This window comes from Algibacter sp. YIN40, assembly GCF_057219435.1.
The window spans coordinates 41,486-57,672 of sequence record NZ_JBXVVC010000001.1 but is presented as its reverse complement, the minus strand read 5'-3'; the positions used below and the strand labels follow the sequence as shown (position 1 = coordinate 57,672).

The window sequence follows — 16,187 nt, the reverse complement described above, 5'->3', positions numbered from 1 at the left end:
TATGCAAGATCTTGATACAGCTAAAATAAATTTTGATAGTACAGGACTTTGGGTTTTAAATATTGCCCTTGCGATTGTTATGTTTGGTGTGGCCTTAGGCATTACAATTGATGATTTTAAATCGCTTGTAAAACAGCCGAAATTGGTTTTAGTCGGAATCCTATCTCAGTTTATATTGTTACCACTAATAACGTATGGTTTTATTATTTTAATTAAACCTCAACCTAGTATCGCACTAGGAATGATGCTAGTTGCTGCATGCCCTGGTGGTAATATATCTAATTTTATGACGCATTTAGCGAAAGGCAATACGGCGCTTTCAATTAGTCTAACCGCGTTTGCTACTTTTGTTGCTGTTTTTATGACGCCATTTAATTTTCAATTTTATGGTAGTTTGTATCAACCAACAGCAACACTATTAAAAGATGTAGCTTTGAACCCCTTTGATTTGGTACAACTAGTGATACTTATTCTTGGGATTCCTTTAGTTATAGGGATGGTAGTGAGGTATAGGTTTGAAAATACGGCTATACAACTTTCAAAAATACTAAAGCCCCTTTCAATTATAGTATTTGCGGCTATTGTTGTTATCGCATTTTCAAAGAATATAGATGTTTTTAATGCTTATATCCATCATGTGTTACTATTAGGAATATCACACAATATAATGGCTATATTATTGGGACTTACAATAGCTAAATTATTTAAGCTATCTTTTAAAAACCAAAAAACTATAGCTATAGAAACAGGAATTCAGAATTCTGGATTAGGATTATTGCTCATTTTTACGTTTTTTAACGGATTGGGAGGTATGGCTATTTTAGCTGCTTTTTGGGGTATTTGGCATATAATTTCTGGGTTATTATTAGCATTTTATTGGTCGCATAAGAATTAAAAATTACAGCACATTGCATAGACTTTGGTTATTTAGTGTACGAGCGTATTTAAAATTGGGATTCTTTTTCTACTTTAAAAAGATTAAGGTTTTTAATAAAGAAAACATTCCTAAAAATAAACCTGTATTATTTTTAGCGAATCATCAAAATGCGCTTTTAGACCCACTATTAATAGGTACTAATTGCGATAGATTTTTGTTTTTTTTAACTAGAGCGGGTGTTTTTAAAAAAGCACTTATTAGCAAAATATTTGCCTCTTTGCAAATGCTTCCCGTTTATCGTATTAGAGACGGTTGGAAAAATTTAACCAATAATACTGCGATTTTTGAAACATGCTCAAAATTATTAAGCAAAGGTGAGTCTGTTTTAATTTTTCCAGAGGGAGGACATAATTTAGTTAGAACTGTAAGACCATTAAGTAAAGGTTTTACGAGAATAGTTTTTGATACTCTGGAAAAATACCCAAATATAGATTTACAACTTGTACCAGTAGGATTGAATTTTAAGAATGCGATTAATTTTCCGGATAGTACGTCCATATTTTATGGAAAATCTATTAATGCAAAAGATTTTTTTTCTGGAAACAGACATGAAGATGTTATTAAACTAAAGGCAAAAATTCAATCAGAGCTTTCAAAATTAACAACCCATATTCCAAGTGAAAACTACGATGAAACTCTTAAAACATTGAGTGATATGAACGTTGATTTTTTAAATCCTCAACAAGTTAATGATTGTATAAAAAGTAGTTTTCAAAATTGCCATAATAAACCAAAATCTAAGATTGAAGGCTTAAGAAGCTTCTTTAAGATATTATTAATTATTAACTTATTCGTGCCCTATTTTTTATGGAAATTTATAATTCAGCCCAAAATAAAGGAAATAGAGTTTATGTCTACTTTTAGGTTTGCAGTGGCAGTAACTTTGGTGCCTGTTTGGATTTTGTTATTGGTGTTTTTATGTGCTTTTAGTTTTGGATGGGGCGCTGCTGTTGCATATTTAATAGTTATTTTGGTGATAGTTTTACTAGCTGTAAAAACATAAAAAAAACCGTAACTTAAAAGCTACGGTTTGTATTTTTACAGTGAATTCTATTAAATATCGTCAAAATCAATATCTGTGAAATTTTCAGTAGATGCTGGTGTATCTTCAGTTTCTTTTACTACCGGTGCATCGTCATATTCTTTCTTGAAATCTTTTTGGTGACGCTCACTAATAACTTCATCACCTTTTTCGCGAATTATATAATCGGTCATTTCTGCTAAAATTTCTCTGAATTCAGCAAAATCTTCTTTATAGATATATATTTTATGCTTTTTGTAGTGAAAAGACCCATCATCGTTGGTAAACTTTTTACTCTCTGTAATTGTAAGGTAGTAATCTTCGGCTTTTGTCGCTCTTACATCGAAAAAATAGGTGCGTCTTCCAGCTCGTAATACTTTCGAAAAAATCTCCTCTCTCTCCATCATATCATTGTTGTTCATAGTTATTTTTAATTTATTGAATTAGCATTGTGTTCATCAAAAATCTAAAAAAAACCGAAACTTACCAACATTTTTTGAAGTTTCTTTTTACAATCTTCATTTTTATTACATTTTATTTAATAATAATAATGATTGCCCTTTTTATTAATAAGGCTTAAGATTAGCCAGAACTATTCTCACTTAGTTGTTTTAAATAAAGGTCTTTGTAGTAACCGTCCTGACCTATAAGTGATTCATGCGTGCCTTCTTGCACTATTTTACCACCATCTAAGACAATAATTTTATCAGCATTTTTAGCAGAAGAAACTCTATGACTAACAATTATTGTAGTTTTACCTTTAGATATTTTGCTAAGATTTTTTAATATTTTCTCTTCTGTTTCGGTGTCTACGGCAGATAAACAATCGTCAAATAATAGAATTTTTGGTGCCTTTATAATAGCTCTAGCTATAGATACACGCTGTTTTTGCCCACCAGATAGGGTTATGCCACGTTCTCCCAAAACGGTGTCATAGCCATTATTAAATTTCACTATGTTTTTGTGTACTTGGGCATTTTTTGCCGCTGTAATAACATCCTCTTCGGTAGCATCTTCTTTTCCAAACTTAATGTTGTTTTTTATAGTGTCAGAAAATAAGAAGGCATCTTGAGGAACATAACCAATACTATCTCTTAAATTGGTTAAATTATGTTTTGCTGAACTTAAATTATTAATAGTAATACTGCCAGAATCAATGTCGTATAATCGACCAATTAAATCTAAAATAGTCGATTTTCCAGATCCTGTTTTTCCCAGTATTGCAAGTGTTTCTCCTTCTTTAATACTAAAACTAACATCTTTTAAAGCTTGAATATTGGTGTCGTCATAGGTGAACGATACATTTTGAAACATGAGGTCACCTGTGATTTCGGTGGCCGCTTCTGAATGATTTTTTATTTCAGGTTCAATCTTTAAAAATTCGTTGATACGCTTTTGCGATGCCTCAGCTTGTTGTATAATTGAAGTTACCCAACCCACGGTTGCCACTGGCCATGTGAGCATATTCACATAAATAATAAACTCTGCAATGGTACCTAAACTTTCTATTTCACCATTAATGTATTGCATCCCACCAACGTAAATAACTAGGAGGTTACTAGTACCAATTAGCAAAATCATCATTGGAAAAAACCACGCCTGTACTTTTACTAAACTTATTTGTTTTGCCTTACTTTCCGAAGCTAGTTCATTGAAACTTCGAGAGGTTTGCAGTTCAATACCATATGCCTTTATAACAGAAATACCACTAAAAGATTCTTGCGTAAATGTCGAAAGTTTCGATAGGTATTCTTGAACTATGGTGCTTCGTTTATGTATTTCTTTACTGAGTTTATAGATGATTACCGATAGAATTGGTAATGGTAAAACGGTGTAAAGTGTTAATTTAGGTGATGCATTAATCATATAAATAATAACAATTACAAAAAGAGCAATGGTATTAATACTATACATAATGGCTGGGCCTGCGTACATACGTACACGACCAACATCTTCACTAATGCGATTCATTAAATCGCCAGTTCTGTTTTTCTTATAAAAATTGAGGGATAACTTTTGATATTGAGCGTATACTTCATTTTTTAAATCGTATTCAATATATCGAGAGACATTAATGATGGTTTGTCGCATAAAAAATGTGAGGATACCACCAATTAATGCAGCACCAACAATATATAGAATTACTTCTGTTAATTCTGTTTTTATAGTACCTTCAGTAACACCTCCTTTCATATATTTTTCAATAATGACAAAAATTTCTTTTACATAACGCGGTGTAAAAAGGAGGAAAATTCGAGCAACAATTGTAATGATGATACCAACAATTAAATGAAATTTGTATTTTAAAAAGTACTTATTTAAGTGTTGTAATTCTTTCATTAAATTCTAACGGTGTCTTAAAAATGAGTTAGCAAAGATAAGGTAATAATCATTTAAAATTAGTTGTCTTACTTCATGCTTGTGTTAAATATAACCTAAAGTCATCTGTAGATTAATAAAACAAATAATATCGTTAGACTTTTTTAAAATAGTATTATTTTTGCAGTCTAAATGAAACTAACTAAATCAGTTATTTTATAAATAAAGTTCTTTGTAATTATGCTAAACAGACGCCATATTCGTGTTAAAGTAATGCAATCTATTTATGCTTTTAAAGGAAGTGAGAGTGACGACCTGTTAAAAGATCAAAAGTTTTTGTTGTTTAGTATTGATAACATGTACAACTTGTACTTATTGTTATTGTCGCTGCTTATTGAAGTTCAAAATCGAGCTGAAGACGATTTACAAAAAAAGCAAAAGAAGCATTTAGCTACCCTAGAAGATAAAAATCCTAATAAAAAATTTGTTAATAACGAATTATTGAAGGCTATTAAAGGCAATACTTCGTTGAATGAACAATTTGAAGCCCATAATATTACTAATTGGGAGCTGGATAGTGAATATGTTGAAATTGTTTACAAGGCAATAGCTAAAAGTGATTTGTATGCAGATTATATGCAAACAAGAACTGCCACATTTAAAGAAGATAAGAATTTTATAGTCGATATTTTCAAGGAGGTTATAGCCCCAAACGACAAACTTTACGAATATATAGAAGATAAAAACCTAACTTGGCTAGACGATTTACCAACTGTAAATACAACTATTTTAAAGCTTCTTAGAAAGGCTAAGTCGGTAGAATCACAGAATCTTTTTACACCTAAGCTTTATAAAGATACAGAAGATAAACAATTTGCTATCGATTTACTTAGAAAAACATTGCTTAATGCAACGTCTTTAAACAAAGAAATTGAAGAAAAAACACAAAATTGGGATTCGGACCGTATAGCAAATGTAGATTTTGTGTTACTTCAAATGGCTATTTGTGAATTAAAGGAATTTCCATCGATACCTGTTAAAGTAACTATCAATGAATATCTAGAAATTGCTAAGGAATATTCAACCCCTAAGAGCAGTATTTTTATAAATGGGATTCTAGACAAATTGGTAAAGGAATACCAAAGTGAGGATAAACTCAACAAGATAGGGCGTGGATTGTTGTAATTTTCTGTTAAGAAGTGAATAAAAAATTTTAAAACGTTTAAATAATTGCTATTTTTATAGCCCAAATAAAAAACGAATATCATGAAAAAAGTATTATTAGGATTTTCTGCATTGTGCATGATAGCATTTATGTCTTGTAAAGAAGATGCATCAAAAAAAATTGAGGAAGCTAATGTAGCCCAAGCGGCTGAAAGAGATGCTGTAGCATCAAAATTCCCAGTTATTCAGTTTGATAAAAGTGAGCATGATTTTGGCGAAATTGAAGCTAAAACGCCGGTTGAGACCGTATTTAGTTATACAAATACAGGTGAAGCTCCTCTTGTTATTACCGATATTAAAAGTTCATGTGGTTGTACTGTGCCAAAAGATTGGAGTAGAGAGCCATTAGCAGCTGGAGAGTCTGGTAAGTTTACTGTAAAGTTTAATGGAAGTGGTACAAATAAAGTATCTAAAACTATTACAGTTACTGCAAATACAGAAAAAGGAACAGAAACAGTAAAGATCACGGCTTTTGTTAAGCCAGATCCTAATGCAGCAAAACCTGCTGCAGCAAAAAGCTAAATTTAAATAAAAGATGGGAGAAGGAATTGGGTCAATGTTGCCCTTTATTTTAATGTTTGTAGTTGTATATTTCTTTATGATTGCACCACAAATGAAACGTGCAAAGAAAGAAAAGAAATTCGCTGCAGAATTAAAACGAGGTGATAAAGTGGTTACTAAAAGTGGTTTACACGGAAAAGTATCTGATTTAAACGACAAAGACAATAGCTGCATTATAGAAACTATGGCTGGAAAGTTAAAGTTTGATAGATCTGCCATTTCTATGGAAATGAGTTCTAAACTTAATGCACCAGCGAAATAATAACAATCTATTAGATTTAAAAAAGCATCCGTTTAGGGTGCTTTTTTTATTTGTCATTCTGAGGAGCGAAGCGACGTGAGAATCTCTTTAAATGTTAAGTCTTAACATTTTTTATACTTATCATTTAAACCAACACCTTGTATAATCATTGGTATTATTTTTTCTAATGGCGTTTGCTTAGTAGCATCACGTTTTGCAGATGCTATATAGTCACAATACTCCCGTTGTTTGTAATTGGATAAGGAATTAAAACTTGAATTTAATTCAGTGTTACTACTTAAAGTATATTGTAATTCTTTAGGAATAACTGTTTCTTTTTTTGTTATGTTTGGCTTTATTTCTTTACCTAGTTTTTGATTCTCAATAGCTTCTTTTACATATGCTAAAACGATATTATGGTCAATATCATTAAAACTTTCAAAACGCATTTGTCGCATCGCTTTAGTTTTACCGTCTTGAGCATTTCGGAGAAGGCTTTGTTCATCCTTTAAAAACACACCGTTAAAAAACCAAATACCAAAATGGTTTTTAAAAGCACCAAGACTTAAAACATTTTTGCCATTTAAAGCATATACTGGAGCACTCCATTTAACGGTTTCTTCTAATTCGGTGGCATTCATAATGTTTCGCAACACAATTAATGCATCACTAAAATTCGTGTTTTCTTCAATGTATTCTTCAACGGAGTGTATTTTTTTCATAGTTGAAATATGAAAATCATTTTTTTAATGCCGTTAATTCAGCAATTTTACAAATAACCTCTATCGCCTTCTGCATACTCTCAACCGGGATATATTCATAACGTCCATGGAAGTTATGTCCGCCTGCAAAAATGTTTGGACAAGGTAATCCCATATAGCTAAGTTGTGAACCGTCTGTTCCACCACGAATAGCTTTTATAAGTGGTTCTATACCAACTTGCTTCATAGCTTCTTCTGCAATATCGACAATATGCATAACAGGTTCTACCTTTTCTTTCATATTGTAGTATTGATCCTTAATATCAGTTTCAATAACTTCTCTTCCATATTGAGAGTTAAGCTCGTTAGTAAGTTTTTGCATCACTTCTTTTCGTGCTTCAAAGTGTCTTTTGTCATGGTCTCGTATAATATACTGTAATACGGTTTTTTCAACATCACCAGTTATAGAATGCAAATGAAAAAAGCCTTCATATCCTTCAGTATGTTCAGGTGTTTCAAGTCGCGGTAAAGAATTTATGAATTCTTGTGCAATGTACATGGAGTTAATCATTTTTCCTTTGGCATATCCAGGATGTACAATTTTACCTTTAATAGTAATAACGGCACCTGCGGCATTAAAATTTTCGTATTCTAATTCACCTATTTGACTACCATCCATGGTATAAGCCCAATTGGCACCAAATTTTTCAACATCAAATTTATGTGCTCCCCGGCCTATTTCCTCATCTGGTGTGAAACCAACACGAATTTTTCCATGTTTAATTTCTGGATGATTAATTAAATATTCCATAGCAGAGACAATTTCGCAAATACCAGCTTTGTCATCAGCCCCTAGCAGCGTTGTCCCATCAGTAGTGATTAAAGTTTTGCCAACATACATATGCAAATCTTCAAAATAGCTGGGAGAGAGTACAATATTTTCTTCTTTGTTAAGCAAAATATCACCACCATGATAATTCTTATGAATTTGTGGTTTAACATTAGCCCCGGTAAAATCTGGTGAGGTATCAAAATGAGATATAAATCCAATTGTTGGTACAACATGTTCTACATTGCTGGGTAAAGTTGCCATGATGTAGGCATTGTCATCAATACTAACATCTTGCATGCCAATTGCTTTTAACTCTTTAGCAAGTTTATTAGCTAAGTTCCATTGCTTTTCTGTACTAGGAGTGGTATTTGAATTCGGGTCTGACTCGGTATCTATAGTCACATAACCAATAAATCGGTCAATTATATGTTGCATAACAGTTATTTGTTTGTACTAAAATACTATTAATTTTCAAATAACTTCGTGCTATTTTTTAAGAAATGAATGGTACTTTTGCTGCACAATTTACGGCGCTATGTACAAATTAATTATCCGACCTATTTTATTTTGGTTTGATCCTGAGAAAGTTCATTATTTTACATTTTCTATAATCCGTTTTATTAATAAAATACCACTAGTTTCTACAATTATAAATAGTATATACCGTATTGAAGACCCTAAACTAGAACGCGAGTTATTTGGTTTAAAATTTAAAAATCCAGTTGGTTTAGCAGCTGGATTCGATAAAGATGCTAAATTATTTAATGAATTATCAAACTTTGGTTTTGGCTTTATAGAAATAGGAACCTTAACACCCAAAGCACAACCAGGAAATCCAAAAAAGCGTTTGTTTAGATTGAAGTCAGATTCAGCTATCATCAACCGTATGGGTTTTAATAACGGAGGTGTTATTGAAGCTGTTGAACGACTTAAGAAAAACCAGAATGTTTTAATTGGTGGAAACATAGGAAAGAATAAAGTAACTCCTAATGAAAATGCTGTAGATGATTATAAAATATGCTTCAATGCTTTGTTTGATTTTGTTGATTATTTCGTGGTTAATGTAAGTTCTCCCAATACACCTAACTTAAGAGCTTTGCAAGACAAAAAACCTTTGACAAAATTATTAAAGGTTTTAAAAATTGAAAATTCTAAAAAGAAAGCACAAAAACCTATTTTATTAAAAATTGCACCAGATTTAACTAATGACCAATTATTGGATATTATCGATATTGTTAGTGATACAAAAATTGATGGTGTTATAGCCACCAATACAACAATTTCTCGTGAAGGATTAACTTCAAATAATAAAAATGAAATGGGTGGTCTTAGTGGTAAACCTTTAGCGAATAGATCAACTGAAGTTATCAGGTTTTTGGCACAAAAAAGTAACAAAGCGTTCCCTATTATTGGCGTTGGCGGAATTCATACGGCAAAAGATGCTCTGGAAAAAATGGAAGCAGGTGCCGATTTGGTTCAGTTATATACTGGTTTTATTTATGAAGGGCCAAAGCTTATAAAACAGATTAATAAGGCACTAATTAATAATTAATTTTTGTGTTTTGGTATCACTCCTTTTGGTTAGCAGCTTAACTAAATAAATACCGCGATTTAGGTTTGATAAATCTAAATCATAGGTGTTTAAATCTTGTTTTACTTCGATATTTTTCACTAACCTTCCGAGAACATTATAAATTTCAATAGTTTCTAGAGATGTATTTTGTAGGTTAGAAATAGTAACATTTCCTTTAGAAGGGTTTGGGAAGAATCTTGCTTTTTCAATTGTACTGAATTTATTATTACTCAAAACAAATTGTAATTCAATATTTAGTTGTGCTACTTTATTCGAATTGAAAGGAGCAACGCCTTGAATATTTGAAATGGTGCCTTGTGGTATTGTTGCGGCATTGTTTAATTTATAATCGCTACCTTCTTCTGTTCCAGCATCGTATGGGTAAAGATCTATAGTTATTGATGATTTCCAATCACCGTTCTCCTTTAAATTCACGCCGCTTATGGCAATCATCCAATCTGGACTTGGTGCAATCATAGACAGTAAAGTGAGTAAAGGATAATCTTCATCAAATAGTAGTCCATTAATTTCTATTGTGTTACCATCGGTAAGAAATAAATCGGCACCATCAATATATTGTTCGGCATTATTAGCATCAATGGCTGGTTGTACTTCGTTGTTTTTAAATTCATTATTACTGCCCAATTCTGCAATGTTCTCAACTCCTAGGGTAGCAGTATTACCCATTTGAAGAAATGTGACATTGTCATTATGATTAACACCAACCAATTTAGAAAAATGTGCATTACTACTTGGGAAAGTTGTGCCTATACTATGGTCGGAAGCATTCCAGTAATTTGTTAAGGTGATATTATAGTTTGCCGTACTTTGACCAAATATATGATTACTTATAAAGAATAAAATTATAACTAGATAGGTTAGAGTAATGTTTTTCATATGCTAAAGGATGTTTGAGTAAACGTCGATTAATAATGATAAAGCTTACAAAAATTAATAGTATTTTTATCCCGAAATCTAAAAGTAAACATGCTAAAATCAGTAAAAATTATTGAATGTCCACGGGATGCTATGCAAGGAATAAAGCAATTTATTCCAACGGAGCAAAAAGTGCAGTATATTCAGTCATTATTACGAGTTGGTTTTGATACTATCGATTTTGGGAGCTTTGTTTCACCTAAGGCTATTCCTCAAATGGTTGATTCTGCAGAGGTTTTATCACAGTTAGATTTAAGTAAAACTACTAGCAAACTACTAGCAATTATAGCTAATACCAGAGGGGCCAATAATGCTTCTAAGCATCCAGAAATTGATTACTTGGGGTATCCGTTTTCTATATCTGAGAATTTTCAAATGCGTAATACACATAAAACGATTGCACAATCTGTAGTTACTCTTAGGGAGATATTAGAAATAGCTAATACCTCGAATAAGGAAGTTGTGGTTTATATATCTATGGGTTTTGGAAATCCTTATGGGGATCCTTGGAATGTTGATATTGTAAGTGAGTGGACAGAGCGTTTAAGTAAAATGGGTGTAAAGATATTGTCTCTTAGTGATACGGTGGGAACATCTAATCCTGAGAATATAGATTATTTATTTTCAAACTTAATTCCGCGTTATCCTAATATAGAATTTGGGGCACATTTACATACAACGCCAACGACGTGGTTTGAAAAAGTTGATGCAGCATATAAAGCAGGTTGTAATCGTTTTGATGGCGCAATTCAAGGATTTGGAGGCTGCCCAATGGCAAAAGATGAGCTTACTGGTAATATGCCCACTGAAAAATTACTATCCTACTTCACATCGAAGAAAAATAATAGTTTGAATGCCCTTAGTTTCGAGAGTGCCTATAACGAAGCTTCTAAGATTTTCAATATTTTTCATTAAATATTTGTTGAATAAGAAACTGATATTTAGCAGGTTATTTAAGTGTTTATAACTTTATTTAAAATTAATCTAAATAAAGTTTGTCCAACTAATTATGTGTTTTATATTTGCAGCTTCGAATCATATTATTATTTATAATCAATCTAAATAAAGATAAATTAACTTTAAAATGAGGAAACTAACCCTACTTTTTTTAATCTTATTAGTATCGATAGCTACGGCACAAACAGCGCAGGATTCTATTACTTTCGATCCACAAAAACAATTAAATGCAGCGCAACGATTATTGTCTGGAAATTATGGAAAAGCAGTTACTGTAGGTGCTTATGGAGAAATCACCTATAATCAACCAGAATCTCAAAATGGTGAATTAGACGTGCAACGTTTGGTATTGCTATTTGGGTATAAATTTAACGATAGAACACAGTTTGTAACAGAGCTTGAATTAGAGCATGTAGAAGAAGTTTTTGTTGAGCAGGCATTTGTAAACTATGTCATTGCACCAAATGTTAGTTTACGTGGTGGTTTAATGCTGGTTCCTATGGGGATTGTTAATGAATTTCATGAACCAACAACATTTAACGGCGTAGAAAGACCAGCAGTTGATAATGCTATTATACCAACCACTTGGCGAGAAATAGGCTTTGGTGTTACAGGTCGTTTCAATGAAATTTCTTTAGGGTATCAAGCTTATGTATTTAATGGTTTTAAATCTACAATTGCCGATGGAGAAGGTGATGTTAGCGGCTTTTTAAAAGGATCCAATGGATTACGAGGCGGTCGCCAAAAAGCAATTAAATCGACTATTGATAGCCCTACACTATCAACTAAATTTGATTATTATGGAATTCCTGGTTTGCGTTTGGGACTTGCTGGCTATTTTGGTAAAACACAAGCTGCCGATGATATAGAAGAAATTGATGGCGCCAATATTGGCATTTCAATGGTTGGACTTGATGCGCGATATGCTTATCGTCGTTTTACTGCAAGAGGGCAATTTATTCATGCTAGTTTAAGTGATACCGAAGCTTATAATAATTTAACAGGTAGCGATTTAGGGAGTGCACTTCAAGGGTGGTATATAGAAGGTGCTTTTAATTTATTACCACAAAATAAAGAACAACGTCTATTTGCTTTTGCAAGATATGAACAATATGATACGCATGCAGATACCGATGGGGGCTTACCACAAAACGACGCCTATAATCGTAACGATTTAACAACCGGTTTAAGCTATCATATAGCACCTGGCGTTGTGTTTAAAGCTGATTATCAATTTAGAGATAACGCAGTTTCGGGTAGTGATGTAGACAATAGACTTAATTTTGGAATTGGTGTTTGGTTTTAGATATCAAATTTCATTTCATAGTTAATTGAGTGTTTGGCGCTTTAGTTGCAAGAACAAAAAAAACAATACTTTTACAGAATGAAATTTAAATACCTCGTACTTCTTTTAATTTTTGTAATGATGTCTTTCGGTTTGCCGAAAAATATTCAAAAGAAAGTAGATAAAGAAATTAGAGGTAGTTTTAATATTGAAACTTTTGACTTCACAGAAGTAGCTATTGATTCAGAAATAACACTAGATTTACCATCAAAATTTAAAGAAAACAACCTTTTCAAAATATCAAATGAAAATAACCTTATCGGTTATGCTTATTTGTCAAAAGCACCAAGTAAAACTGCAGAGTTTGATTACCTAGTACTATTAGATAAAGAATTAATAGTGATTAAATCGAAGGTCCTAATGTATCGAGAGGAGTATGGGGGAGAAATAGGGAGTAAGCGCTGGTTAAAACAATTCGTTGGAAAAAAAGGTGGCGATCAGCTTAAATACGGTGATAATATCATAGCAATTTCTGGCGCAACCATCTCAGTACGTTCTATGACAAACGCTATGAATGATTTATTGGCCTCCTTAAAAATACTTCACGAAAAAAACATCTTGTAAATGCAACTAAACGGATTAATACTTACCCTTCCTAAAGAGATTAAGCTATTAATTGGAGCATTTATTATTGTTTTAAGTATTGGTTTTTATACGGGTCTATTATTTGTAGAGGAAACTTCTTCTGCGAATCCAAACGGTATTGAAGAACAATATTTAGGAAATGAAAACGATGAAAATGCGGAGGTAATGCATTTTAAAAAAAGCGACCAAGAAATGCTTACGCTGGTGCATAATCATATTTTATCAATGTCCATTATTTTCTTCTTAGTGGGGCTTATTATCTCAATTACTAAATTGGGAAGAAAGTTAAAACTGTTTTTAATAATCGAACCTTTTGTATCGGTCATTCTTACGTTTGGAGGGCTTTATTTACTTTGGAAAGACCTTTTATGGATGAAATATATTGTAATGTTTTCTGGCATATTAATGACACTTACCTTTACAGTTTCGGTTATAATAATATTAAAACAACTCGTTCAAAAACAGGTCTAGTTTATAATTCATTATAATTAAAGTCTTAACTTTTTTATAGCATAGCAATTCGTAATTTAATTGTATATTTGCACGCAATTATAACGTAATTGCCATGACTGCACATCAAGATAAAATAGTAGGAGAAGGTCTTACTTACGACGACGTCCTATTAGTTCCAGCTTTTTCAGAAGTTCTTCCTAGAGAAGTCAATATTCAAACAAAATTTACGCGCAACATCACTATTAATGTACCTGTTATTTCGGCTGCTATGGATACAGTAACCGAAAGTAAAATGGCTATTGCCATGGCACAAGAAGGTGGTATTGGGGTTTTGCATAAGAATATGACTATTGAGGCGCAAGCTACCAAAGTGAGAAAGGTAAAACGAGCGGAAAGTGGGATGATAATCGACCCAGTTACGTTACCATTAAAAGCAAAGGTAAAGCACGCAAAACAGTACATGGCAGAATACGGCATTGGCGGGATTCCTATTGTGGATAATGAAGGTACTTTAAAAGGTATTGTTACCAATCGTGATTTACGTTTTGAGCATGATAATAAAAGACCCATTACCGAGGTTATGACAAGTGAAAACTTAGTAACAGCGGCAGTTGGGACTTCTTTACAGGATGCTGAAAAAATACTGCAACAACATAAAATAGAAAAACTTTTAATTGTTGACGACAACTTTAAATTATCGGGTTTAATAACCTTTAGAGATATTACTAAAGTAACGCAAAAACCTAATGCTAATAAAGATCAATATGGTCGTTTACGTGTTGCGGCAGCTATTGGCGTAACTGCAGATGCTGTTGAAAGGGCAGAAGCTTTGGTTAAAGCAGGTGTTGACGCAGTAGTTATAGATACCGCACACGGACATACTAAAGGTGTGGTTGCCGTATTAAAAGAAATTAAAGCGAAGTTTACTGGGTTAGATGTTATTGTTGGTAATATCGCAACAGGAGCTGCAGCTAAATATTTAGTTGAAGCAGGTGCCGATGCAGTAAAAGTTGGTATTGGACCAGGATCCATTTGTACCACTAGAGTAGTTGCAGGTGTTGGGTTTCCACAGTTTTCGGCAGTGTTAGAAGTTGCTGCAGCTATTAAAGGAACAGGTGTTCCAGTAATTGCAGATGGTGGTATTCGCTATACAGGTGATATTCCAAAAGCCATTGCAGCTGGTGCAGATACTGTAATGTTGGGATCGCTGTTAGCAGGAACAAAAGAATCTCCAGGAGAAACCATTATTTACGAAGGAAGAAAATTCAAGTCTTATCGCGGGATGGGTTCTGTTGAAGCCATGAAAGAAGGTAGTAAAGACCGTTATTTTCAAGATGTGGAAGATGATATTAAAAAATTAGTACCGGAAGGTATTGTAGGTCGTGTACCATATAAAGGCGATTTATATGAAAGTATTCACCAGTTTATTGGTGGTTTACGAGCTGGTATGGGCTACTGTGGCGCAAAAGATATTGAGACTTTAAAAGAAACTGGGCAGTTTGTTAAGATTACTGCTAGTGGTATTAACGAAAGTCACCCGCATGATGTGACTATTACTAAGGAATCCCCTAATTATTCCAGGTAGGTTCGTTTACTATCTTTGTATATAAAACTTAGCAACGATTCGACTTTAATTTCAGCTAAAAAGTGTTCCAAAAATCCCTACAGCGAGTTCTACCCAGACTATAATAAATATCATAATAACTAAAATAACGGCAGCGATTCGATAATTTTTGTTTTTTGCTTTTTGTAATGCGAATTCAATTAACAGTCCAGCACCTATCAACAAAATACTAGCAATGATAAAATCATTAACCGACCAATTCACTTCACCGCTGACTTGCATTGCTATAAATGGTACAAGTAAAATCAGAACTACTAAAAGTAAAATAAAAATAAATCTTTTTTTCTGTATTAACATATCTTAGAGTTATTTCAACATTTCGTTTACCTTTTTAATATACGTCCGCTTTAATGACTTATTTCAGACCGTAAACGAAGTTAGCTAATTTTTCTGATAAAGTAAGTAGAACTAGTTTGGTAAATATACCTGTCCACGATGCGGTTTTAAGGTATCTCGAATGGATTTCATTTGGTCTTCATTAACAACTAAAAACGCCATGCTATGCATATCATTTATATGTTCTACGCCTGTAATAGTAATAGCTAAATTTTCAAGACTAATGTATTCTTTTAAGTGAAATAAATGGTGCTCTGCAGTGTGACTAGCGTTTGGTCCTCGAAAATCCCAAATTAGTTTTAATTGACGCATAAAAGGCTGTGTTAAGAGTCAAAGATAATTGTTTTGCGGTATTAATTTAGCTAAACTAAATGTCAGTTCGAGTGATTTTCAAAAGAAAATTGTATCGAGAACAGGTCTTGAAATGAGGAATTTTATTCTTGATATAAATTTCAATCATCTTTATAATAGAAATCCACTCGAATTGACAAATTTCACTAAGAATATACAACGGGTTTTCACCATAATATATTCTTGTTTTA

18 protein-coding genes are annotated in these 16,187 nt (G+C 32.6%); 11 read left to right on the top strand and 7 right to left on the bottom strand.

Features of this window, described 5'->3' with window-relative positions; all coding sequences use genetic code 11:
• The first annotated feature begins 1 nt into the window (after position 1).
• Positions 2–895 carry a bile acid:sodium symporter family protein gene (locus AC2D6V_RS00265; protein WP_484646043.1) on the top strand — a complete coding sequence of 298 codons (894 nt, stop codon included), beginning with the start codon at positions 2–4 and terminating at the stop codon, positions 893–895.
• A 13-nt stretch (positions 896–908) separates the two neighbouring features.
• Positions 909–1,940 carry a lysophospholipid acyltransferase family protein gene (locus AC2D6V_RS00260; protein ID WP_484646042.1) on the top strand — a complete coding sequence of 344 codons (1,032 nt, stop codon included), beginning with the start codon at positions 909–911 and terminating at the stop codon, positions 1,938–1,940.
• Positions 1,941–1,990: 50 nt separating this feature from the next.
• Here the strand turns inward: AC2D6V_RS00260 and AC2D6V_RS00255 are convergent, their stop codons facing one another.
• Positions 1,991–2,380 (bottom strand): PUR family DNA/RNA-binding protein, encoded by a 390-nt coding sequence (locus AC2D6V_RS00255; RefSeq protein ID WP_484646041.1) that lies wholly within the window; start codon positions 2,378–2,380, stop codon positions 1,991–1,993.
• A 160-nt stretch (positions 2,381–2,540) separates the two neighbouring features.
• The gene (locus AC2D6V_RS00250) at positions 2,541–4,298 is read right to left on the bottom strand and encodes an ABC transporter ATP-binding protein (RefSeq protein ID WP_484646040.1); all 1,758 of its coding nucleotides are present in this window, start codon (positions 4,296–4,298) and stop codon (positions 2,541–2,543) included.
• 219 nt (positions 4,299–4,517) lie between these two features.
• Here AC2D6V_RS00250 and nusB point away from each other — a divergent pair, with 219 nt between their 5' ends.
• The 3 genes from nusB to yajC all read left to right on the top strand — a co-directional run bounded on the left by nusB (position 4,518) and on the right by yajC (position 6,324).
• On the top strand, positions 4,518–5,462 hold the full coding sequence (gene nusB / locus AC2D6V_RS00245; protein WP_484646039.1) for a transcription antitermination factor NusB: 945 nt from the start codon (positions 4,518–4,520) through the stop codon (positions 5,460–5,462).
• 81 nt (positions 5,463–5,543) lie between these two features.
• Entirely contained in the window at positions 5,544–6,023 is a 480-nt protein-coding gene (locus AC2D6V_RS00240) for a DUF1573 domain-containing protein (RefSeq protein ID WP_484646038.1), read from the top strand.
• Between the two features lie 13 nt (positions 6,024–6,036).
• Positions 6,037–6,324, top strand: coding sequence for a preprotein translocase subunit YajC (gene yajC, locus AC2D6V_RS00235; protein ID WP_298236944.1), 288 nt, complete (start codon positions 6,037–6,039; stop codon positions 6,322–6,324).
• A 101-nt stretch (positions 6,325–6,425) separates the two neighbouring features.
• Here the strand turns inward: yajC and AC2D6V_RS00230 are convergent, their stop codons facing one another.
• Both AC2D6V_RS00230 and pepT read right to left on the bottom strand, forming a co-directional pair.
• Positions 6,426–7,025 (bottom strand): YdeI/OmpD-associated family protein, encoded by a 600-nt coding sequence (locus AC2D6V_RS00230; protein ID WP_484646037.1) that lies wholly within the window; start codon positions 7,023–7,025, stop codon positions 6,426–6,428.
• Positions 7,026–7,041: 16 nt separating this feature from the next.
• Positions 7,042–8,271, bottom strand: a complete 1,230-nt coding sequence (pepT, locus tag AC2D6V_RS00225) for a peptidase T (protein ID WP_484646036.1) — start codon at positions 8,269–8,271, stop codon at positions 7,042–7,044.
• A gap of 100 nt (positions 8,272–8,371) precedes the next feature.
• On the opposite strand from pepT, the gene AC2D6V_RS00220 reads away from it, so the two are divergent.
• Positions 8,372–9,388: a quinone-dependent dihydroorotate dehydrogenase gene (locus AC2D6V_RS00220; RefSeq protein WP_484646035.1), complete on the top strand. Its 1,017-nt coding sequence runs from the start codon at positions 8,372–8,374 to the stop codon at positions 9,386–9,388.
• Here the strand turns inward: AC2D6V_RS00220 and AC2D6V_RS00215 are convergent.
• Positions 9,374–10,306 carry a T9SS type A sorting domain-containing protein gene (locus AC2D6V_RS00215; RefSeq protein ID WP_484646034.1) on the bottom strand — a complete coding sequence of 311 codons (933 nt, stop codon included), beginning with the start codon at positions 10,304–10,306 and terminating at the stop codon, positions 9,374–9,376. The two genes, AC2D6V_RS00220 and AC2D6V_RS00215, sit on opposite strands and share 15 nt — an antisense overlap.
• 90 nt (positions 10,307–10,396) lie before the next feature.
• On the opposite strand from AC2D6V_RS00215, the gene AC2D6V_RS00210 reads away from it, so the two are divergent.
• The 5 genes from AC2D6V_RS00210 (at position 10,397) to guaB (ending at position 15,270) form a co-directional block, all read left to right on the top strand.
• Complete coding sequence (locus AC2D6V_RS00210; RefSeq protein WP_484646033.1) at positions 10,397–11,260, top strand: hydroxymethylglutaryl-CoA lyase; 864 nt, start codon at positions 10,397–10,399, stop codon at positions 11,258–11,260.
• Between the two features lie 169 nt (positions 11,261–11,429).
• Complete coding sequence (locus AC2D6V_RS00205) at positions 11,430–12,608, top strand: porin (protein ID WP_484646032.1); 1,179 nt, start codon at positions 11,430–11,432, stop codon at positions 12,606–12,608.
• 78 nt (positions 12,609–12,686) lie between these two features.
• A complete protein-coding gene (locus AC2D6V_RS00200; RefSeq protein WP_484646031.1) occupies positions 12,687–13,211 on the top strand; it encodes an FMN-binding protein in 525 nt (174 codons plus the stop codon).
• Positions 13,212–13,703, top strand: coding sequence for a hypothetical protein (locus tag AC2D6V_RS00195; protein WP_484646030.1), 492 nt, complete (start codon positions 13,212–13,214; stop codon positions 13,701–13,703). It abuts the gene before it with no gap.
• 94 nt (positions 13,704–13,797) lie between these two features.
• Entirely contained in the window at positions 13,798–15,270 is a 1,473-nt protein-coding gene (gene guaB / locus AC2D6V_RS00190; RefSeq protein ID WP_484646029.1) for an IMP dehydrogenase, read from the top strand.
• Positions 15,271–15,321: 51 nt separating this feature from the next.
• Here the strand turns inward: guaB and AC2D6V_RS00185 are convergent, their stop codons facing one another.
• Together AC2D6V_RS00185 and AC2D6V_RS00180 are read right to left on the bottom strand one after the other, a co-directional pair.
• The gene (locus tag AC2D6V_RS00185) at positions 15,322–15,606 is read right to left on the bottom strand and encodes a hypothetical protein (protein WP_484646028.1); all 285 of its coding nucleotides are present in this window, start codon (positions 15,604–15,606) and stop codon (positions 15,322–15,324) included.
• A 111-nt stretch (positions 15,607–15,717) separates the two neighbouring features.
• Positions 15,718–15,957: a hypothetical protein gene (locus AC2D6V_RS00180; RefSeq protein WP_484646027.1), complete on the bottom strand. Its 240-nt coding sequence runs from the start codon at positions 15,955–15,957 to the stop codon at positions 15,718–15,720.
• Positions 15,958–16,187 lie beyond the last annotated feature (230 nt).